The 19,918-nt window shown below is 76.1% G+C and carries 15 protein-coding genes; 11 read left to right on the plus strand and 4 right to left on the minus strand.

Annotated features, from left to right (window positions below):
• The first annotated feature begins 70 nt into the window (after positions 1–70).
• The 3 genes from BX266_RS03205 (at position 71) to BX266_RS03215 (ending at position 3,005) form a co-directional block, all read left to right on the plus strand.
• Positions 71–895, plus strand: coding sequence for an ABC transporter ATP-binding protein (locus BX266_RS03205; RefSeq protein WP_099897411.1), 825 nt, complete (start codon positions 71–73; stop codon positions 893–895).
• Positions 885–1,742, plus strand: coding sequence for an ABC transporter permease (locus BX266_RS03210; RefSeq protein ID WP_180290361.1), 858 nt, complete (start codon positions 885–887; stop codon positions 1,740–1,742). Before BX266_RS03205 ends, BX266_RS03210 begins: the two co-directional genes overlap by 11 nt.
• Before the next feature lie 207 nt (positions 1,743–1,949).
• Entirely contained in the window at positions 1,950–3,005 is a 1,056-nt protein-coding gene (locus BX266_RS03215) for an ABC transporter substrate-binding protein (RefSeq protein ID WP_099897413.1), read from the plus strand.
• A gap of 69 nt (positions 3,006–3,074) precedes the next feature.
• Here the strand turns inward: BX266_RS03215 and BX266_RS03220 are convergent, their stop codons facing one another.
• Positions 3,075–5,558, minus strand: a complete 2,484-nt coding sequence (locus BX266_RS03220) for an RICIN domain-containing protein (RefSeq protein ID WP_259464512.1) — start codon at positions 5,556–5,558, stop codon at positions 3,075–3,077.
• A 225-nt stretch (positions 5,559–5,783) separates the two neighbouring features.
• Between BX266_RS03220 and BX266_RS03225 the strand changes: the two genes are divergently transcribed.
• The 3 genes from BX266_RS03225 (at position 5,784) to BX266_RS03235 (ending at position 7,590) form a co-directional block, all read left to right on the plus strand.
• On the plus strand, positions 5,784–6,746 hold the full coding sequence (locus BX266_RS03225; protein ID WP_099897415.1) for a TIGR03557 family F420-dependent LLM class oxidoreductase: 963 nt from the start codon (positions 5,784–5,786) through the stop codon (positions 6,744–6,746).
• A gap of 137 nt (positions 6,747–6,883) precedes the next feature.
• Positions 6,884–7,135 (plus strand): hypothetical protein, encoded by a 252-nt coding sequence (locus BX266_RS03230; RefSeq protein WP_099897416.1) that lies wholly within the window; start codon positions 6,884–6,886, stop codon positions 7,133–7,135.
• Positions 7,136–7,140: 5 nt separating this feature from the next.
• Positions 7,141–7,590: a hypothetical protein gene (locus BX266_RS03235; RefSeq protein ID WP_143686849.1), complete on the plus strand. Its 450-nt coding sequence runs from the start codon at positions 7,141–7,143 to the stop codon at positions 7,588–7,590.
• Between the two features lie 143 nt (positions 7,591–7,733).
• Here the strand turns inward: BX266_RS03235 and BX266_RS03240 are convergent, their stop codons facing one another.
• The 3 genes from BX266_RS03240 to BX266_RS03250 form a co-directional block, all read right to left on the minus strand.
• Positions 7,734–9,446 carry a serine/threonine-protein kinase gene (locus BX266_RS03240; protein WP_099897418.1) on the minus strand — a complete coding sequence of 571 codons (1,713 nt, stop codon included), beginning with the start codon at positions 9,444–9,446 and terminating at the stop codon, positions 7,734–7,736.
• Positions 9,447–9,549: 103 nt separating this feature from the next.
• Positions 9,550–9,843 carry an SHOCT domain-containing protein gene (locus BX266_RS03245; RefSeq protein WP_099897419.1) on the minus strand — a complete coding sequence of 98 codons (294 nt, stop codon included), beginning with the start codon at positions 9,841–9,843 and terminating at the stop codon, positions 9,550–9,552.
• A 48-nt stretch (positions 9,844–9,891) separates the two neighbouring features.
• Positions 9,892–10,353, minus strand: coding sequence for a DUF6325 family protein (locus BX266_RS03250; protein ID WP_259464513.1), 462 nt, complete (start codon positions 10,351–10,353; stop codon positions 9,892–9,894).
• Positions 10,354–10,649: 296 nt separating this feature from the next.
• On the opposite strand from BX266_RS03250, the gene BX266_RS03255 reads away from it, so the two are divergent.
• The 5 genes from BX266_RS03255 to BX266_RS40745 all read left to right on the plus strand — a co-directional run bounded on the left by BX266_RS03255 (position 10,650) and on the right by BX266_RS40745 (position 19,916).
• Positions 10,650–12,959: a SpoIIE family protein phosphatase gene (locus BX266_RS03255; protein WP_099897420.1), complete on the plus strand. Its 2,310-nt coding sequence runs from the start codon at positions 10,650–10,652 to the stop codon at positions 12,957–12,959.
• Between the two features lie 607 nt (positions 12,960–13,566).
• Positions 13,567–16,119 carry a class III lanthionine synthetase LanKC gene (lanKC, locus tag BX266_RS03260; RefSeq protein ID WP_259464514.1) on the plus strand — a complete coding sequence of 851 codons (2,553 nt, stop codon included), beginning with the start codon at positions 13,567–13,569 and terminating at the stop codon, positions 16,117–16,119.
• A gap of 155 nt (positions 16,120–16,274) precedes the next feature.
• Entirely contained in the window at positions 16,275–16,400 is a 126-nt protein-coding gene (locus BX266_RS03265) for a SapB/AmfS family lanthipeptide (RefSeq protein WP_099897422.1), read from the plus strand.
• A 79-nt stretch (positions 16,401–16,479) separates the two neighbouring features.
• Positions 16,480–18,201: an ABC transporter ATP-binding protein gene (locus tag BX266_RS03270; protein ID WP_259464515.1), complete on the plus strand. Its 1,722-nt coding sequence runs from the start codon at positions 16,480–16,482 to the stop codon at positions 18,199–18,201.
• Entirely contained in the window at positions 18,198–19,916 is a 1,719-nt protein-coding gene (locus BX266_RS40745; RefSeq protein WP_099897423.1) for an ATP-binding cassette domain-containing protein, read from the plus strand. Before BX266_RS03270 ends, BX266_RS40745 begins: the two co-directional genes overlap by 4 nt.
• The last annotated feature ends 2 nt before the right edge of the window (positions 19,917–19,918 follow it).

Consider the following 19,918-nt stretch of genomic DNA (forward strand, 5'->3'; position numbering starts at 1 on the left):
GCCGCTCGTAGCGTCCCGGTCCACAGCACCGAGCCGGCGCAGAAGCCGGCCGAGGAGGTAGGTGGTTCACGTGAGCCCGCACCAGGCCGGGACCGTCCCGGCGATCGAGTTGACCGGGGCGACCAAACGCTTCCGGACGCCCTCCGGCGCCCTGCACACCGCCGTCCGGGAGCTCGACCTGACCGTCGCCCCGGGCGAGTTCGTCGCCGTCGTCGGCCCGACCGGCTGCGGCAAGTCCACCACGCTGACGCTGGTCAGCGGCCTGGAGGAGCCCACCGAGGGCGAAGTGCGGGTGTACGGCGAGCCGGTGGCCGGCATCAACGAGCACGTCGGCTTCGTCTTCCAGCAGGACGCGGTCTTCCCCTGGCGGACCGTGCTCTCCAACGTGATGGCCGGCCCCCGGTTCCGCGGCGTCCCGGCCGACCGGGCCCGGGAGAAGGCCCGCGACTGGCTGGCCCGGGTCGGCCTGTCGGCGTTCGAGGACCGCTACCCGCACCAGCTGTCCGGCGGCATGCGCAAGCGCGTGGCGCTCGCCCAGACCTTCGTCAACGACCCGCGGATCCTGCTGATGGACGAGCCGTTCTCCGCGCTCGACGTGCAGACCCGGGCGCTGATGTCGGACCAGCTGCTGGAGCTGTGGGCCGGCACCGGCTCCTCGGTGGTGTTCGTCACCCACGACCTGGACGAGGCGATCGCGCTCGCCGACCGGGTGGTGGTGATGACCGCCGGCCCCGCCACCGTCAAGGAGGTCTTCACCGTCGACCTGCCGCGCCCGCGCACCGTCGAGGCGGTCCGCCTGGAGCCGCGCTTCGTCGAGCTGTACCGCGAGATCTGGGCCTCGCTCGGCGAAGAGGTCCGCATCACCCGTGAGAGAGGAGCGGGTCGTGCCGCTTGAGACCGCCGCCCCCGTCGTCGCCACCACCACCCGCACCGAGGTGCGCGAACGGGCCGCCCGCAACCGCAGGTTCGGCGTGTACGGGGCCCGGGCCGCCGTCCTGGCCGGCTTCCTCGGCCTGTGGGAGATCGCCGCCCGGACCGAACTGATCGACCCGTTCAACTTCTCCCAGCCGTCGAGGATCTGGGCGCAGATCTGGCAGTGGATCACCCACGGCACCGCGCAGGGCTCGCTCGGCGAGCAGATCGGCTACACCCTGTACGAGGCGCTGACCGGCTGGGTGCTGGGCGTGGTCGGCGGCGTGCTGCTGGGCATCGCGCTCGGCCGGATCCGTTTCCTGGCCGACGTGTTCGGCCCGTACATCAAGGTGCTGAACGCGATCCCGCGGATCGTGCTGGCGCCGATCTTCCTGATCTGGTTCGGCCTCGGGCCGGCCTCCAAGGTCGCCTCCGCGGTGGTGCTGGTGTTCTTCCCGGTGTTCTTCAACGCCTTCCAGGGCGCCCGCGAGGTGGACCGCAACCTGGTCGCCAACGCCCGCATCCTCGGCGCCGACAACCGCCGGGTCACCCTGCAGGTGGTCATTCCCGCCGCGACCACCTGGATCTTCACCAGCCTGCACGTCTCCTTCGGCTTCGCCCTGATCGGCGCCATCGTCGGCGAGTACATCGGCGCCACCAAGGGCCTCGGCCTGATGGTCGCCGCCGCCCAGGGCACCTTCAACGCGGCCGGCGTGTACGCCGCGATGACCATCCTCGCGGTGGTCGCGCTGTTCACCGAGGGCCTGCTGACCTTCGCCGAGAAGCGCCTGTTCCGCTGGAAGCCGGCCGACGCCGGCGACGGCCGCTGACGCCCCCTCACCTCCCGCCCCTTCGGCCGGAGACGGCCTCCGCCACGCGTCCGCCGAACAGCTGCCGCTGTTCTCCTGCTGCCGCCGGCGGTCCGTATCGATCGACGCGCCGACCGCCCGTCCGACGGGCCGCGGCCACGCCGCAGGCCGAGGGCCGTTGACACTCCCTCACTTCCCCCACCCCCTTCGTTGAGAGGCTCCCCCACCATGCGCAGAACCGCTGCCGCCGCGCTCGCCGCCCTGCTCCTGCTGCCGCTGGCCGCCTGTGCCAACGACGCCGCGACCTCGCACAACGGCGCGGCCCCGGCCGGTCCGAAGGTCGACGGCCCGAAGGTCAAGATCATGGTCGGCGGCCTGGACAAGGTCATCTACATGCCGGCCATGCTGACCCAGCGCCTGGGCTACTTCGCCGAGGCCGGTGTCAACGTCGAGCTGCTGAGCGAGCCGGCCGGCGTGAACGCCACCACCGCGCTGCTGGCCGGTGACGTGCAGGGCGCCGTCGGCTTCTACGACCACACCATCGACCTGCAGGCCAAGGGCAAGAGCGTCGAGTCGGTGGTCCAGTTCTCGCAGGCTCCGGGCGAGGTCGAGGTGGTCTCCGCCAAGCAGGCCGGCGCGATCAGGTCCGGCGCGGACTTCAAGGGCCGCAAGCTGGGCGTGACCAGCCTCGGTTCCTCCACCGACTTCCTCACCAAGTACCTGGCCGTCAAGAACGGCGTGAGCGTCAGCGAGTTCAGCCCGATCGCGGTGGGCGCGGGCCAGACCTTCATCGCCGCGATGCAGCAGGGTTCGATCGACGCCGGCATGACCACCGACCCGACGGTGGCCACCCTGCTGTCCAAGCAGCTCGGCACGGTGCTGTACGACATGCGCACCCCGGAGGGCTCGAAGGCGGCGCTCGGCGGCCTGTACCCGTCGTCCTCGCTCTACATGAACACGGCGTGGGTGAACAGCAACCAGGACACCGTCCAGAAGCTGGCCAACGCCTTCGTGAAGACGCTGAAGTGGATGAACACCCACACGCCGGAGGAGATCGCCGCGCAGATGCCCGCCGACTACGCGCAGGGCGGGGCGGCCGAGTACGCGGCGGCGATCAAGGCGACCCTGCCGATGTTCACCACCGACGGGGTGATGCCCGCCGACGGACCGAAGACCGTGCTCTCGGTGCTGGCCGCCTTCCACCCGGACGTTCAGGGCAAGGAGTCGACCATCGACCTGTCGAAGACCTACACCACCGAGTTCGTCGCCAAGGCCGCCGGCTGACCCTCCTCGCAGCCGGTGACGGCCCCGCGCTCTCCTGGACAGCGAGCGCGGGGCCTTCGGACGTCCGGGTCAGCCGATGGTCCACCGCTGGAGGCTGGAGCCGGTGTCGGCCTGCTGGGTGACCAGGGCGCCGTCGGCGGCGGAGGCCGCGGTCAGCACCAGGCCGCTCTTCTGCGAGGCGACGGTGTAGCCGCCGGTTCCGGCGGTGACCGTCCAGCGCTGGTTGCTGCCGCCGGTGCAGGCCCACTGGATGATCTGTGCGCCGGCGGCGGTGGAGCCGCCGTTGACGTCCAGGCAGAGGTTCGACTCGCCGTTGACCAGCTGGTAGCTGCCGTCGGCCTGCTGGGTGAAGGTCCAGCGCTGGTTGGGTCCGCTGTTGGGCGTCCAGGTGACCATCTGGGTGCCCTGGGCGGTGGAGTGGCCGGGGTCGTCGAGCGCCTTGCCGGAGCCGGCCACCACCGAATGGACGCCGCTGAGCAGCGAGTTGACGGTCCAGCCGAAGGTGGTGGCGCCGGTGGCGGTGCCCGAGGAGGCGGTCACCGTGACGGTGGCGGCGCCGACGGCGGTCGGGGTGCCGGTGATCAGTCCGCCGCTGCTGATGGCCAGCCCGGCGGGCAGCCCGGTGGCGGTGAAGGTGAGCGCCTTGCCGGCCGAGTCGGTCGCGCCGATCTGCAGCGAGACGGCGGTGCCGACGGTGGTGGACTGGTTGCCGGGGCCGGTGACCGCGACGAGTTCCGGGGCCGCGCCGAGCGGCGTGAGGGTGAGGGTCTGCTCGGCGGCGGTGCGGGCGCCGCCGACCTGGTTCCCGGTGGTGTTGGTCCAACTGCGAGTGGGCACGGTCTCGGTGGGCCGGCTGCTGTCGGCGGACAGCGCCAGGTCCAGGCCGCTGTAGCGGTTGACCAGGTGGACGGTGCCGCCGGCCGGGAGGACGAACCACTGCTGTCCGACGCCGGGCCCGCTCTGCGCGGCGGCGGTCACCGTCGGCTTCGCGCCCCAGGCGCGCCCGGCCTTGGTGGTGGCGTCCACGCCCAGCAGTTGCCCGGTGGCGGAGTTGACGATCCGGTAGGAGCCGTCGCCGTTGGCGGCGAACGCCCAGGACTCCAGGGCGGAGCCGCCGGCGGCGGCCAGCGAGGTGGTGGCGGAGCTGCCGGAGACCTGGGCGAGGACGCGCCCGCCGCCGTTGCCGATCCGGTAGGTCTTGGAGACGTCGACCGGGGCGGCCGGCGCGGAGCTGCCGAGGGTGACGTTGACGTACTCGCCGGAGGACCCGTTCGAGCAGCCGAACGAGCAGTAGGTGCGGAAGGTCTTGCCGACGATCTGCGAACCGGTCCGGTTGGCGCCGTCGAGGAACCAGCGGTACCAGGACGCCGTGCGGTAGCTGCCGGTGTCGCCGGCCAGCCGCCACTTCTGCGTCGTCAGGTCGTCGGTGACGTAGTACTGCTGCGGGGCGTTGCCGCTCTGGTCGACGGCCTGCGGCTCGCCGACCCACAGGCCGAGGTAGGCGTTGTAGGTGACGTCCATGACGAACAGCGGCGAGGTCGGGGCCATCTGGCCGGCCGCGATCTGCTGGGCGGAGGTGCCGGCCGTGGTCGGCCGGTACTCGCCGGCGGCCGGGGTGTAGCCGGTGGTGTTCGCGGAGTCGACCGGGACCATGTTGGACTCGCGGCCGCCGGTGCCGGGCTCGCTCCAGGCGCCGTTGTACCACTTCTGCCAGCCGCCGGGCGCCATCTTGCCGGCGATCGGGGCGCGCGCGACGTGCTCGTAGAACGCCTTCCAGCCGCCGGACTTGTCGACCACCCGGGAGCCGTAGAACACGTAGAAGTACCCGGAGGCGGTGTCCACCAGCAGGCGCTGGTCGCCGTCGCCGTAGTAGTAGGTCTGGTTGGGGAAGGCCGCGGTGTCGCCGCGGGTGGTGCTGTAGGGCGAGGTGATCACGTGGTCCTTGATGGACCAGGTCCGGCCCTGGTCCTTGGAGACCGCGTAGTCGATGGCGTCGAAGTGCAGCCCGTCGCCGAACGGCTGCGGGGTGAACTCGTTGTGCACCAGGCCGTACCAGTCGCCGGTGTCGGGGTCGATCCAGACCCCGGACAGGTCGCAGTAGTTGCGCTGGGCGTACGACGAGCCGCTCGGCGCACTGCTGGAGGTCAGGCCGGTCGGACTGTTGTTGCAGCGCCAGGTGGTGTCGTTGTTGCGGTCGTTGGCGTTGGCGGGGTTGACGGCGTCGCTGAGCGCGGACGACCTGGTCGCGGTGTCGAAGTCGGTGCCGGTGTAGAAGTCCCAGACCCGGGGGTCGTTGGCGCCGTACAGCGCGGCGGACTGCTGGTAGTAGAAGGTGCCGTCCTTGTCGGTGTACGGCGCGGCGGGGGTGTCCGTCGGGTGGGAGAAGCCGACGGGTGCGCCGACCTGGACCGAGAAGGCGGCGGTCGCCTCGGCCGCGGCCGGGGCAGCGGCGGCCGGGGACGCGGTGGCGGGCGCCGGGAGGGCCAGGCCGACGAGGAGGGCGGTGGAGGCCGCGAGGAGCGCGGCGAGTGGCCTGCGGGGCGGAGAGAACACGAGGGCTCCAGGTGTGCTCGTGGGGGGATCGACCGGTCGGCGGGAGCTGAGCAGCGGGCGTGGCAGCACCCGGCACGCCCGAGCCGGATGCTCAGTTGTGCAGTATCCACGGTCCAATCGAGCACCTGTCAACATTCGGAACCAAAATCTTGCAAGATCGCACACCATTCACCGGACCCCGCCGACCGCGTTTGGGCCCCGCGGGGGTCCGGGCAGACGCGCGGCATGCGCATCGGATACACGTTGATGACGGAACAGCGCGGCCCGCGGGACCTGGTCGCGGACGCAATCGGCGCGGAGCGGGCGGGCTTCGACTTCGCGGTGATCTCCGACCACTACTTCCCGTGGCTGGACGAACAGGGCCATGCCCCGAACGCCTGGGCGGTGCTCGGCGCGGCCGCGCAGGCCACCTCGCGGCTGCCGCTGATGACCTACGTGACCTGCCCGACCTTCCGCTACCACCCGGTGGTGGTGGCACAGCAAGCCGCCACCGTGCAGTTGCTCTCCGGCGGCCGGTTCCGGCTCGGGCTGGGCAGTGGCGAGAACCTCAACGAGCACGTGGTGGGCCGGGGCTGGCCACCGGTGGCGGTCCGGCAGGAGATGCTGGCGGAGGCCGTGGAGATCATCCGCGCGCTGTTCGCGGGCGGGTACGTCACCCGGTCCGGCCGCCACTTCCAGGTGGCCGGCGCCAAGCTCTGGGACCTGCCCGACCCTCCCCCGCCGATCGGAGTGGCCGTCTCGGGGCCGGTCTCCTGCGCGCTGGCCGGGCGGCTCGCCGACCTGGCGATCGCGGTCGAGCCGGAGCGCGAGCTGCTGGCGGCGTTCGAGGCGGCGGGCGGTGCGGGCAAGCCGGCGGTCGGCCAGCTCCCGGTCTGCTTCGACCCCGACCGGGAGGCCGCCGTCGCCCGCGCCCACCAGCAGTTCCGCTGGTTCGGCGGCGGCTGGAAGGTCAACGCCGAACTCCCCGGCACCGCCGGCTTCGCCGCCGCCGGCCGGTTCGTCCGCCCCGAGGACGTGGCCGAGACCGTCCCGTGCGGCGACCGGGTGGACGACTTCGTGGCCGCCGTCCGCCCCTACCTGGACGCCGGGTTCGACGAGCTCGCGCTGATCCAGGTCGGCGGCGACAGCCAGCCCGCCTTCCTGCACTGGGCCGAGCAGCGCCTGCTGCCCGCCCTCCGCACCCTGTGACGGATGATCATCTCTTCGACCACGAAGGAGCCTTGGCCCCGCCCGGGTCACTGGGATGGCCCGCGCCGCTCGCGGCCCGGCGGGCGCCTTCGTACGGTCGTCGGGAGTCCGACCGCTGCGACAGAGGGAGCGAACCGATGGCGGATGTCGAAGTACCCGAGGTGGTGGGGCTGGGCGTGGTCGAGGCCCTGCAGGTCCTGATCGAGGCCGGCTACCAGACCGCGCACTTCTGGGCGTACTCCACCTTCGACGACCTGAACGTCACCGTCCGGCAGGAGCCGCGGGCCGGCGCCGCGGTCGCCCCGCCGGCGCTCGTCACCTGCTGGATCGGCGCCGGCCCGCCGGACGAGAAGGACCCGCACAAGCCGGCGATGCCGCTGCGGCGGTGAGTCCGGTGAGCCTGGTCGGAGCGGGCCGCCCGGAGCCCGGGAGCGGCGCGGAGCGGGCCTGCCCTAGCGCGTCCTGCACGCCCGGCGCCGCACTGCTCGGCGTGGCGACGCCGGCGGGCCGGCTGGCGTTCCTGCCCGTCCCGCTGGTGGTGGACCGGGACCTGGCCGAGCAGTTGCGGGGCCCGGGCCGCGCGGAGAGCCGCTACCGGTTCACCGGGCCGTGCGCGGAGGGCGGCTGTCCGCAGTGGACGGGCAGCGGCTGCGAGGTGATCGACCACGTCCTGGACGGTCCGGTCGACCGCCCGGCCGGGGCCGGCGACCCGCTTCCGGCCTGCGGGATCCGCGCCGACTGCCGGTGGTTCGCCCAGCGCGGAGCGGACGCCTGCCGGGCCTGCCCGACCCTGGTGGCGGACCTGGGCGGTTCGGTGATCACGCTCCGCGAGCCCCGGGCCTAGCGCTCGGCGCCCGTGGGCCCGGCCGCGATGGCGGCCTGCCGGGCGGCGGAGCAACGCCTCGGCCGGGTCCCGGCGGACGCCGGCGGCCGAGACCCACCGGCTGATCGACCGCCTGGTCGCCGCGGTGGTCCCGCAGCCGCCGGTCAGCCCGACTTCACGACCTTGAGCACCTTGCCGGTGGCGCCCGCGGTCACGTAGCCGCCGCCGTTGTAGTCGTCGCTCAGGTAGTACCGGATGGTGATCTCGTCGGCGAACCAGCCGTAGTCCACCAGCAGGTACCGCGACTTGGGGTTGGGGACGCCCAGCGCGGTCTTCGCCTTCTCCATCACGTCGGGGATCTGGTTCCAGTCGATCTTGCTGAGGTCGACCGGCTTCTGGCTGGTGATGGTGCCGCCGGGCTGGCTGGTGATCTTGCCGCCGCGGTAGCTGACGTCGTCGTAGTGCTTGGGGTTCTCCTTGGTCACCACGTCGGCGCCGGCGTACTCCGGGTAGATCCGCAGCTCGATGACCGTGCCGCTGCCGGTGGCCGAGCGGATCGCGTCCGCCAGCCCGCGGGCGCCGTCCGGCGTCAGCAGGTCCTTGTTGGCGGCGAGGGTCGGCACCGCCTTCGGGCTGCTCCCCACGGTGGCGCTCGCGGTGGCGCCGGCGGAGGCCGGGGCGGCGCCGCCGGTCGCGGAGTGGACGGTCTGCGGGGTGGAGCCGCTGCCGAGGGCCCGAGTGCCCGGGTCGAGCATCCCGTTCTGCAGCGACCACGCCAGCAGCCCGATCGCCGCCGTGCCGGCCACGGCGGCGGCGATCACCGCCCCGGTGCGCCGCCGGGCCGGCCGGGGACCGACGCCCGGCACCTGGTCGGTGGGGCCGGTGGGGTATGGGAGGGCGCCGTTCAGCTGGGTCGGCGCGTACGGGTGGCCGCCGCCGGGCGGAACCGGGGTCGGCGTCGGGGTCGCGGCGTACGGGAAGGCGTCGTTGGTCTGGGTCGGCGAGAACGGCGAGCCGCCGCCGAGGGTGCCGTCGATGCCCTGCTCGGCGGCGGCGAACAGCCGGTCGAGCCGGTCGGCGTCGGGCCGGGCGGCGGGGTCGCGGGCCAGCAGCGCGGTCAGTGTCGGGCCGAGCGGGCCGCAGCGCAGCGGCGGCGGGAGGGGCTCGTCCAGGACGGCGGCGAGGGTGGCGATGGTGCTGGCGCGGCGCAGCGGGTGGTGGCCCTCGACGGCGACGTACAGCATCATGCCGAGCGACCACAGGTCGGAGGCGGGGTTGCCCTCGTGGCCGCGGATCCGTTCGGGGGCGATGAACTCGGGCGAGCCGATCAGCGCGCCGGTCGCGGTCAGGCTGGGCGTCTCGCTGAGCGCGGCGATGCCGAAGTCGGTCAGCACGGGGGTGCCGTCGGCGCGGATCAGCACGTTGGCGGGCTTCACGTCGCGGTGCTGGATGCCGGCGGCGTGCGCCGCGCGCAGCGCGGAGAGCACGCCGCGGCCGATCCTGGCCGCCTCCTGCGGCGGGAGCGCGCCGCGCAGGATCCGGTCGTGCAGCGAGCCGCCGCTGACCAGCTCCATCACCAGCCAGGGGTGCGGGAGTTCGGCGTTGTCCACGATGTGGTGGATGATCACCACGTTGGGGTGCTGGAGCCGGGCCAGTGCCTGCGCCTCGCGCAGCACCCGCTCGCGCAGCTCGAACGCGGCGGCCGGGTCGGCGGCGAGCATCGCCGGGTCCGGCGGGCGGACCTCCTTGAGCGCCACCTCGCGCTGCAGCAGCGTGTCCCGGGCCCGCCAGACCAGCCCCATCCCGCCGCCGCCGAGCCGCGCCAGCAACTCGAACCGGCCGTCGATGAGTCGGCCGCCCGGCCCCCCGATAGTCATGGGCGTCATCGTAGGGGTTTCGGCGGACACCTCCCGACCGCGGGCGCGGGCACGCGGAGGCCGCCGCCCTGGAGCGGGCGGCGGCCTCCGCGGCGGTGCGGGGTCAGCTGCCGAGGATCCGCGCCTTCTGAGCGGCGAACTCGTCGTCGGTGAGGATCCCCTGCTCCTTGAGGGCCGCGAGCTGCTGCAGCTGCTCGACCTTCTGGTCCATGCTCGGGGCAGCGGGCGGCGGGGCGGCCGCGGGGGCGGGCTCGGCGTAGCCGGGCTGGGCGTAGCTCTGCTGGTTCTCCTGCTGGGCCCAGCGGCCGGCCTGGCGGCGGGAGACGCGGTTGGAGACGGCGGTGGCGGTGCCTGCGACGACGGCCGTGCGGGCGACGCCGCGGAGCAGTCCGGGCATGGTGGGCTACCTCGGTTTTCGTGGGTGGGGCGGGTCGGGTCGGGTCGGTCAGCCGGTGGCGCCGAGGTCGTCGATCGCGTCGAGCACCTCGACCAGGTCCTGCAGCGGGACGCGGCCGCCGGCGACCAGCCGGGCGTCGGCGCGGCGCAGGGCGGCGGCCAGCGGGGCGGCCCAGCGGTTCTCGTACAGCAGGACGGCGGCGGAGTCGCCGGGTTCGAGCAGCGCCCCGACCTCGTCGATGTCGGGGTCGCCGACCAGGCCGGAGGAGGCGCCCTCGAACACGGCCAGGTCGAGCTTGCCGTCGCCGTCGAGGTCGGCGAGTTCGACGGCGGCCACGGTGCCGTCGTCGCCCTTGCGGAGGAAGGTCAGGTCGAGGATCCGGATGATGCCGCGGTCGACCAGGTCGAGGAGCAGGGGCATGCCCTCACCGGTCAGCCTGCTTCCCGGGAACGCGATCACCAGGTAGTCGATCGGCCCCAGTTCGTCCGAGTCTTCGGGTGCGTTGCTCACGGCGGCTCCTGAGAACGGCGGCCGGCCGCGCAGGCCGACCGGGGGCGGGCCGCGGCGCCAGCCGCCGTCGGCCCGGATCCGTCCACGCTAACCCGGGGTGCCGGGGCCCGCCCGTCCGGCGGAATCCGGGGTGTCCGACCCCGGGGGCCGCGGCGGCGTCGACGGCCGGCCCCCCCGGGTCGGACGGCCCGGGCGGACAGGGGACTTTCGGTACTTATCCCAGATATACGCCGCCAGGCAGCCTGTGAAGTGGGGGCGATACGACCCTCTTCCCTGGGAAAATGAGGTGCACCTCGATGTCCGCCCTTGCCGTGTCCGAGCGGTCCGACGGAGCGGGCCGGTCCGCCCGGCGCCTGCCGGTCCCGCTGCTGCTGGTGGTGGCGGCGACGTTCTACGTCACCGTGCCGCTGATGCAGGGCGCCGCCACGCCGGTGGCGCGGGCGGCGTTCGAGCTGACCGACGGCCGGCTCACGGCGATGAAGGTGCTCGGCACGGCGGCGACCGCGGTGACCCTGTTCGCGGCAGGCCGGGCCACCGACGTGTACGGGGCGCGGCCGGTGCTGCGGGTCGCGTTGGGGGTGTTCGCGGCCGGGCTGGCCGCGCAGGCACTGGCGTTCTCCGCCTGGTGGTACCTGCTGGGCCTGGCGGCGGTGACGGTCGGGGTGGCGGCGGTGTTCGTGGTCTGCCTGTCCTCGGTGGCGGCGCTGACCACGCCGGGCCGGATGACCCGCGCGCTCGGCGGGTGGCTGGCGGCGATGGCGCTGGCGTTCTTCGCGGGCGCGAACCTGGTGCCGCACACCCCGTCCGCGACGGCGCTGCGGGCGACGGCCGCGCTGGCCGCCGTGGTGGTGCTGGCGCTGCTGCCGCTGGCCGGGCGGCTGCCCGCGGCCGCGGCGGCCGCACAACCGGTGCGCCTGGACCGGCTGTTCCTGGCCGGCGGGGCGGGGGTGGCCTCGGCGGCGGTCTCGGCGCTGCTGGTCGCGCCGGTGTGGGGGTGGGCGGACCCGCGGACGGTGGCGCTGCTGGCGGCCGGGGCGGTCGGGCTGGCACTGACCCTGCACCGGTACCGCTCGGCCGGGTCCGGGTCCCGGTCCGCGATGGTCTCGCTGCCCCTCCGGGTCTCCTCGATGGCGCTGGCGACCGGGCTGGCGGTCGGCTTCACCCAGGTCGCGCTGACGCTGGCGGTCCCGGTGCTGGCCGCCCGCCCGGGGCAGGGGCCGGTGTTCGTCGCGCTGGTGCTGTCCGCGTTCGGGCTGGGCGGGTTCGTCGGGGCACTGCTGGTGCGCCAGCGCCGGATCGCGCCGCTGACGGGCTGTTCGCTCGGGCTGCCGCTGGCCGCGCTCGGCCTGGTGCTGTTCCAGGTGCTGCCCGGGGCCCCGGTCGCGGCGCTGGCGCTCGGCTGCGCCGCCTCCGCGCTGACCGGGCTCGGGGTGATGCTGGCCCAGGTGCCGCAGATGTCGATGTTCCTGGCGGCGCTGCCGCGGGCCCGGCTGGGCGCGTCGGCGGCCTTCCACCCGGTGTCGATCCTGATCGGGACGGCCGCCGCGCAGGCGCTGCCCGCCACCTCGGCGGTCAGCACCGGCGCCGGGCCCGCGGACGCCCGCGAACTGCTGTGGGTGGCGACCGCGGTGGTCGGCGCGGCGGCGCTGGTCGCCGGGCTGCCGGTGGTGGCGCTGGGGGTGGCGGTCGCGGCGGGCGGCGAGTACCTGCTGATGGTCGCGGTCGCCGGGCGGGGGGACGCGCACCGGCCGGGCACGATCGTCGCCGCGCTGGCGGTGGGCGCGGTCAGCGGCCTGGTGCTGTGGACCCGCCGCCAGCAGGCGGAGCGGCTGGCCCGCAGCCGGGCCAGTGCGGCGGCGCTGCAGCGGGCGGTGCTGCACCCGGTGCCGGAGCAGGTGGGGGCGCTGCGGCTGGCCGCCCGGTACCGGCCGGCGGACGTCGGCTGTGCGGTCGGCGGCGACTTCCTGGAGGCGGTGCACACCCCGTACGGCACCCGGATCCTGCTCGGCGACGTGCGCGGCAAGGGCCTGGAGGCGGTGCGGACCGTCACCGACCTGCTGGGATGCTTCCGCTCGCAGGCGCATGAGACCGCCGATCTCGCCGAACTGGCGGCCCGGCTGGACCGGCAGGCCGCCCGGACGGCGCAGGCGCGCGGCGACGAGGAGCTGTTCGCCACCGCGCTGCTGCTCCAGCACGCCCCGGACGAGGACGCGGTGGAGGTGGTCAACTGCGGCCACCTGGCGCCGCTGCAGCTCGGCCGGGCGGCGCCCGTGACCGCCCAGGTGCCCGCCCGACTGCCGCTCGGCTACGGCGCGTTCGGCACCGGCGAGCTGACGCCCGTCCGGCTGCCGCTGGAGCCCGGCGGGGCGCTGCTGCTGCACACCGACGGCCTGACCGAGGCCCGCAACGGCACCGGCGAGTTCTACCCGCTGCTGGAGCGGCTCACCACCCGGCGGCTCGACGGCCCCGAGGAGCTGGTCGGGTTCCTGGAGCGCGACGTGGTCGACTGGGCGGACCGCCTCAGCGACGACATGGCGCTGATCGCCCTCACCGCCGCGGAAATTGATTGCATGTCAGTTTCGTTTCACCAAAGCCGAGTTGACTGAACCGCGTGCTGTCGACGGTTCGTGACGGGCGCTCGGGGGGCGCGCCGCCGCCGGCGCCGGGCGGTGTTCGGCCGCCGCGGCCGGGGCGGTGCGCCGCCCGCGCCGACGGTGCGCCGGTCGGATATCGGACAGCGGTTCCCCGGGCGGGGGCTCGGCCGGGCGGCCGTGCGCTCCGCTTTTCGGCCGATCCGCGGCCCGTCGGGCGCCGCCCGCGCGGCCGACCCCTGGGCGCCGCTCCCCCGCTGGCGGGCGCGTTCCGGGCGCCGCCCCGCAGTCCCGTCCGGCGACCGCGCGCACACGTGCCGCGATCACCGCAGTTCAGCACCGCCGGTCCCGGACCCGGGCGCCGTGCGACCCCGGGATCCGGCCATCCGCCCCGCAACCCCTGGCGAGGCGCGGGCCGCCGGCTCCAGACTCTCGGTGGGCGGCTGACCCCGGCCCGGGCTCCGCTGCCCGGCCGGCTCCGGCGCCCCCTGCCCCGGCCGGCGTCCGGACGTCCGCTGTCCCGCCCCGGCCCGCGCATCCCTCCCCCACGCGTTCCGCTCCGCCCCGTGCCCGGGGCCGGAGTCGCCGTTCCTCCGTCCGCCACCTGTCGTGGAGCGTTCCCATGGACATGCGCTACGAGGCGTATTCGTATGCAGATCCGGTCTTCTACGACTCGCCGGTCGCCTGGGCCGCCCGGGACGAGTTCCCGGAGCTCGCCGAGCCCGTGCCGGCCGGCTGGACCCGCAGCCTGCAGGAGGTGTGGGCGGGCTTCCGGCCGGACGGCCCGACGCTGCCCGACCAGGGATGGAAGATCCACGTGTCGGCCCGGCTGGACACCGCGCAGCGCGTCCTCGACACGGTGCGCCCGTACTGCTTCGAGCACCGGGTGGCATACAAGTTCCTGCGCGGCCCCGCGCTGGTGCAGACCCAGAACGCCAAGTACGCCTCGCGCGGCTCCAGCGGCAAGTTCATGACCCTGTACCCGGTCGGCGACGCGCAGTTGGAGCGATGTCTCGACGACCTGGACGCCGCGCTGGACGGTGCGCCGGGGCCGTACGTCCTCAGTGACCTGCGGTGGCGGCGCGGACCGCTGTACCTGCGCTACGGCGCGTTCACCGAGCAGTTCTGCCGCGACGAGCAGGGCGAGCTGGTGCTGGCGTTCCGCGAGCCGTCCGGCCGGCTGCGGCCCGATGTGCGGCGGGCGGTGTTCGAACTGCCGGACTGGGCGCCGGTTCCGGCCGTGCTGGCGGACGCGGTCGCCGGGGCCGGCCGCAGCAGCGTCGACGACTTCCCGTACACCGTGGAGCGCGCGCTGCACTTCTCCAACGCCGGGGGGATCTACCTGGCCCGGCCGGCCGGCGGCGGGGAGCAGGTGGTCCTGAAGGAGGCCCGGCCGCACGCGGGGCTCGACCAGCGCGGCGAGGACGCCACCACCCGGCTGGTGCGCGAGCAGCGGGTGCTGGAGGCGCTGTCCGGGCTGGACTGCGTGCCCCGGGTGCTGGGCGACCTGACGGCCTGGGAGCACCGGTTCCTGGTGCAGGAGTACGTCGAGGGCGAGGGCCTGCACCGCTGGTTCGGGCGGCGCTACCCGCTGGTCCGGCCGGACGCCGACCGGGCCGCGGTGACGGCCTACCGCGAGGAGGCCCTCGCCGTCCTCGCCGAGGTGGAGAGGGGCCTGCGGGCGATCCACGCGCGCGGCATCGTGTTCGGCGACCTCCACCCGCGCAACCTGATCGTCCGCCCGGACGGCTCGGTGGCCTTCGTCGACTTCGAACTCGCCTCCCCCGCCGCCGCGTTCGTGCGCCCCGCGCTGGGCGCGGCGGGGTTCGCCGCGCCGGCCGGACTGACCGGCTTCGCGGTCGACGAGCACGCCCTGGCGGCGCTGCGGTTGTGGGCGTTCCTGCCGCTGCTGCCGCTCACCGCGCTGCACCCGGCGAAGGACGCCGCGCTGCGGCGGGCCGCCCGGGCGCGGTTCGCCCTGACGACGGCTCAACTGCCGGACCCGGTCCCGGCCGTACCGGCGGCCGCCCGCCCCGTTCCCCGGCCCGAGGCCGAACTGGCGGCCGTGGAGGACCTGTTCGACGGGTCCCCGGCGAGCTGGCCGCGGCTGCGGGACGGCCTGGTCGGGGCGGTCACCGGCGCCGCCACGCCGGAGCGGCCCGACCGGCTGTTCCCCGGCGACCCGGCCCAGTTCACCCATGACGGCCTCGGCCTGGCCTACGGTGCGGCCGGCGTCCTGTGGGCCCTGCACACGGTGGGCGCGGAGCCGGACCCGGCGCACCTGGACTGGCTGGTCGAGGCGGTCCGGCGACAGCCCTGCCGGCCCGGCCTGTTCGTCGGGGCGCACGGCACCGCCTGGGTCCTCGACCTGCTGGGGCGCCGGGAGGCGGCGCTGGAGCTGATGGACCGGCTCGGCAAGGACGACCCGGAGGGCTACGGCACCGGCCTGTCCTCGGGCCTGGCGGGCATCGGACTGGCCCAGCTGTACTTCGCCCGGGCCACCGGCGACCGGGCGCTGCTCGCCGCGGCGGCCGACAGCGCCGACCGGGCGGTGGCCGCACTCCGCCAGGACCCGCCGAGCGGGCCCGGGGCCAGGGTCGGGCTGCTGCACGGGCCGACCGGCACCGCCCTGCTGCTGCTGCGCATGTTCGGCCTCCGGCCCGACCCGGCGCTGCTCGACCTGGCCCGGGCCGCGCTGGACCAGGACCTCGCACGCTGCATCGTCGCCGAGGACGGCACCCTGCAGGTCGACGACGGCAGCCGGGTCCTGCCCTACCTGGAGACCGGCAGCGCCGGGATCGGCGCCGTCGCCGACGCCCTGCTGCGGCACCGGCCCGATCCGGAGCTGGCCGACCGGCTGGCGCTGATCCGGGCCGCGGCGGAGCCCGAGTTCATCGTGCAGCCCGGCCTGTTCAACGGCCGGGCCGGGCTGATCGCCCTGCTGGCCGCCGGCGGCGACCGCCCGGACCCGCGCACCGCGGACCTGATCCGCCGCCACGTCCGGCGGCTGGCCTGGCACGTGCTGCCGCGTCAGGACCGCCCGGTGTTCCCCGGCGAGCAGCTGCTGCGCCTGTCGATGGACCTCGCCACCGGCACCGCCGGAGTGCTGACCGCCCTCGCCGCGGTCCACGACGGCACCCCGCCGATGCCGTGGTGGCCCGCCGGCCCCGCCTGACCGGCCGCCGTCCGGCTCCCTCCCGCCCCGACCCGCCGTGCGCACCGTCCGCACGCCCCGGGGCCGACCCCGCCCGCGGCCGGGACCCTGCCGCCCACCGACTCCGGCGACCGCCGGGGAGACAACCGCACCACCGTGAGAGGAAGGAGACAGCCATGGCGATCCTGGACCTGCAGGCGCTGGAGACCCCGGAGGAGACCACCGAGTACCGCTCGGTCCTCAGCTCCCTGAGCGCGGTCAACTGCACCAACAGCACCGTGAGCACCCTGCTCTGCCTCTGAGCAGAACGGCCGGCCGTGCGGTTCGCCGCACGGCCGGCACCTGCCGTCCGCCCACCCCGCGGCACCCCCGGGAGCGCCCGTGCCCGCCGACCGTCCCGCTGCCGGCCCCGTGACCACCGCCGCGCTGCGACCCGTCCTCGCCCTGGGCCGGCGCTGGACCGCCGCGCTCGCCTGCGCCGCCGCGCTCAGCACCGGCTGCGCGCTGCTGCTGCCGACCGTCCTCGCCCGCGCCGTCGACCGGGCCACCGCCGGGGCGGGGCCCCGCACCGCGCTGCCCCTGGTGGCGCTGGTCCTGCTGTTCGCGGCCGCCGAGGCGGCGAGCCAGTACGCCGCGCCGCGCGGCGCGGCCGCCGTGACGGCCGGGCTGCGCCGGGCCGTGGTCCGGCGGGCCGTCGCGGATCCGCCCGGCGCCCCCGGCCTGCCGGAGCGGGGCGACCTGGCGGCCCGGCTGACCGGCAGCGCCCCGCAGGCCGCCCTGGCCGGCGCCGCCGTCGTCCACACGGCGGGCCAGCTGGTGACGGCCGCGGGCGCGGTCGTCGGCCTCTTCCTGCTGGCGCCGCGGCCCGCGTGCGCCTTCCTGCTGGCCGCGCCCGCCGGCTGGCTGCTGATCCGGCGTCAGGTCATGCGGACCGCCGGGCACGGCGAGGCCTACCAGGCGGCCCAGGCCGCGATCGCCACCGCCCTGGTGGAGGCCCTGCGGGGCAGCCGCAGCATTGCCGCCGCCGGGGCGGTCCGGGCCGAACTGGCCCGGGTCCTCGAACCGCTGCCCGAGGTGTCCCGGCACGGGCACGGCCTGTGGCGCAGCCAGCGGGCGACCGCCTGGCGGGTCGGCCTGCTGGTGCCCGTGACGCAGGTGGCGGTGCTGCTGGCGGCGGGCGCCGACCTCGCGGCGGCCCGGCTGAGCCCGGGCGGGCTGGCCGCGGTCACGGCGTACGCCACGCTCGGCCTGGGCGGCTTCGGCGCCGCCCAGAGCCTGCTGGACCTGGCCCGGGCGCGGGCGGGCGCGGCGCGGGTCGCGGGGGCCGCCGCGCCCGCGCCGCCCGGCCTCGCGCGGGTGCCGCTGCCGGCCGGCGGCGGCCGGCTGGAGTTCCGCGCCGTCCGCTCCCCGGCCGGCGGGCGGCCGCGGCTGGCGGGCGTCGACCTGGTGGTGCCGGCGGGCCGCTGGACCGCGGTGGTCGGCGCCGACGACGCCTCGACCTCCGCCCTGGCGACGCTGGCCGCCGGGCTGGCCCGCCCCGCGGCCGGCGAGGTCCGGCTCGACGGCGTCGACCTGGCCGCCGTCCGCCCGGAGGAGCTGCGTGCGGCGGTCGCGGTGGCGTTCACCGACCCGGTGCTGTTCGGCGCCACCGTCGCGGACGCGCTGACGCTGGGTCAGGACACGGTGCCGGAGGCCGGGTACACGGCTGCGGCCCGGGCCGCCGGCGCCGACCTGTTCGTGCGCCGCCTGCCGGCCGGGTACCGGACCGCGGTGGCGGACGCCCCGATGTCCGGGGGCGAGCGCCAACGGCTGGGCCTGGCCCGGGCGCTGTGCCGGGACTTCCGGCTGCTGGTGCTGGACGACGCCACCTCCGCCCTCGACCGGGCCGCCGAGGAGTCGCTGGCCGACGCGCTGCGGGAGGCCACGGCCGGCCGCACCGTGCTGTGCGCGACCCGGAGCCCGGTGCTGGCGGGCCGGGCCGACGCGGTGGCCTGGCTGGTCGACGGTCGGGTCCGTGCGGTGGCGCCGCACGCCGTGCTGTGTCGCGAGCCCGGCTACCGGGCGCTGTTCGCCACGGCCCCGGCCGTGCGGGGCGCGCAGTGATCGGGCGCGGGCCGGGCCCGGCCCTGCTGCGCGCCGCGCTGCGCGGCAGCGGCCGTCCGCTGGCCGCGCTCGGCGGGTGGACGGTGCTGTCGGCGGCGCCCGCCGCGGTCTCCGGCAAGGCCCTCGCGCTGGCCGTCGACCGCGGATTCCTGGCCCACCGGGCGCCCGCGGCGTGGCTGTGGCTCGGCGTGTTCGCGGCCGGCGCCGTCCTGTCGGCGTGGGCGACCCGTCGCGCGTACCGGCCGCTGGCCCGGATCGTCGAGCCGGCCCGGGACCGGCTGGTCACGGCGGCGGCGGCCGGGCTGCTGCGCGGCGGGCCGGGGCCGCGCGGCCGGGGCGACGGCGCGGCGGTCGCGGTGGCGCAGGTGACCCGGCAGGTGGAGGCGGTGCGCGACAGCCTGGCCGGCCAGCTGCTGCTGGTGTCGCACGTCGCGCTGACCGTGCTGGCCGTGGTGGCCGGCACGGCCGCGCTGGCCCCGGCCGCCGTCGTCCCGGTGCTGGGTCCGCTGCTGGTCGCGGTCGCGGCGTTCGGTGCGCTCACGCCGCGGACGGCCGCCGCCCAGCGGGCGCTGTTCGCGACCGAGGAGGCGGTGGCGGCGTCGGCGCTGCGCGCCACCGGGGCGTTGCGCGACCTGGTCGCGTGCGGCGCGCAGCAGCGCGCGGCGGCGGAGGTGCTGGCCGACGTGGCCGCGAACGAGGCGGCCGGGCGGGCGCTGGCCCGGCTGGCGGTGCTGCGGCACCTGCTGGTGGCGCTGGGGGTGCACGGCCCGCTCGCGGCGCTGGTGCTGTCCGCCCCGGTGCTGCTGCGGCACGGGACCACCACCGGGGAACTGCTCGGCGCGCTCGCCTACCTGCTGGGCACCCTGGAGCCGGCGCTCCGGCTGCTGGTGCAGGGCGTCGGCCCGTCCTGGCTGCGGATGTCGGTGGCGGCGGAGCGGCTGGCCGCGACCGCGGAGCGGGACGCCCCGCCGTCGGTGCCCCGGCCGGGGGCGCGGTCGCGGGCGTCGGGGGCCGCGCTGGAGCTGCGCGGGGTGGGCTTCCGGTACGGCCGTTCGCCGGCGCCGGTGCTGCGGGACCTGGACCTGGTGGTCGCCGACGGGGAGACGCTCGCCGTCGTGGGTCCCTCGGGCGTGGGGAAGTCGACGTTCGCCGACATCGCGGCGGGTCTGCTCGCGCCGGACCGCGGACGGGTGCTGATCGCCGGCGCGCCGGCCGACCGGCTGCCGGCCGCCGAGCTGGCCCGGCTGCGGGTCCTGCTGCCGCAGGACCCGTACGTGTTCGCCGGCACGCTGGGCGAGAACCTGCGGTGGCCCGCCGCGCACCGGTCGGCGCGGGAGGTGGAGGCCGCGCTGCGGGCGCTCGGCTCGCAGGCCCTGACGGACCGTCACGGGGGTCTGGCCGCCGCGGTGTCCGCCGCGGTGCTCTCCCCGGGCGAGCAGCAGCTGGTGGCGCTGGTGCGCGCCTACCTGAGTCCGGCGCGGCTGGTGATCCTGGACGAGGCCACCGCGCACCTGGACGCCGCCGCGGAGCTGCGGGTGCTGGAGGCGTTCCGCCGCCGTCCCGGGGCGGTGGTTGCGGTCACCCACCGGGCCGCGCTGGCCGCGCGCGCCGACCGGGTGCTGGAGCTCGGGGACGGCGGCTGGCGGCTGGCGGGGCCCCCGGCGCCGCCGGCCCGCGCGGTCGGCGGCGCGGGCCCCGGCGGGTCGCAGCGGTGACG

It is taken from the genome of Streptomyces sp. TLI_171 (assembly GCF_003610255.1).
Taxonomy (GTDB): domain Bacteria; phylum Actinomycetota; class Actinomycetes; order Streptomycetales; family Streptomycetaceae; genus Kitasatospora.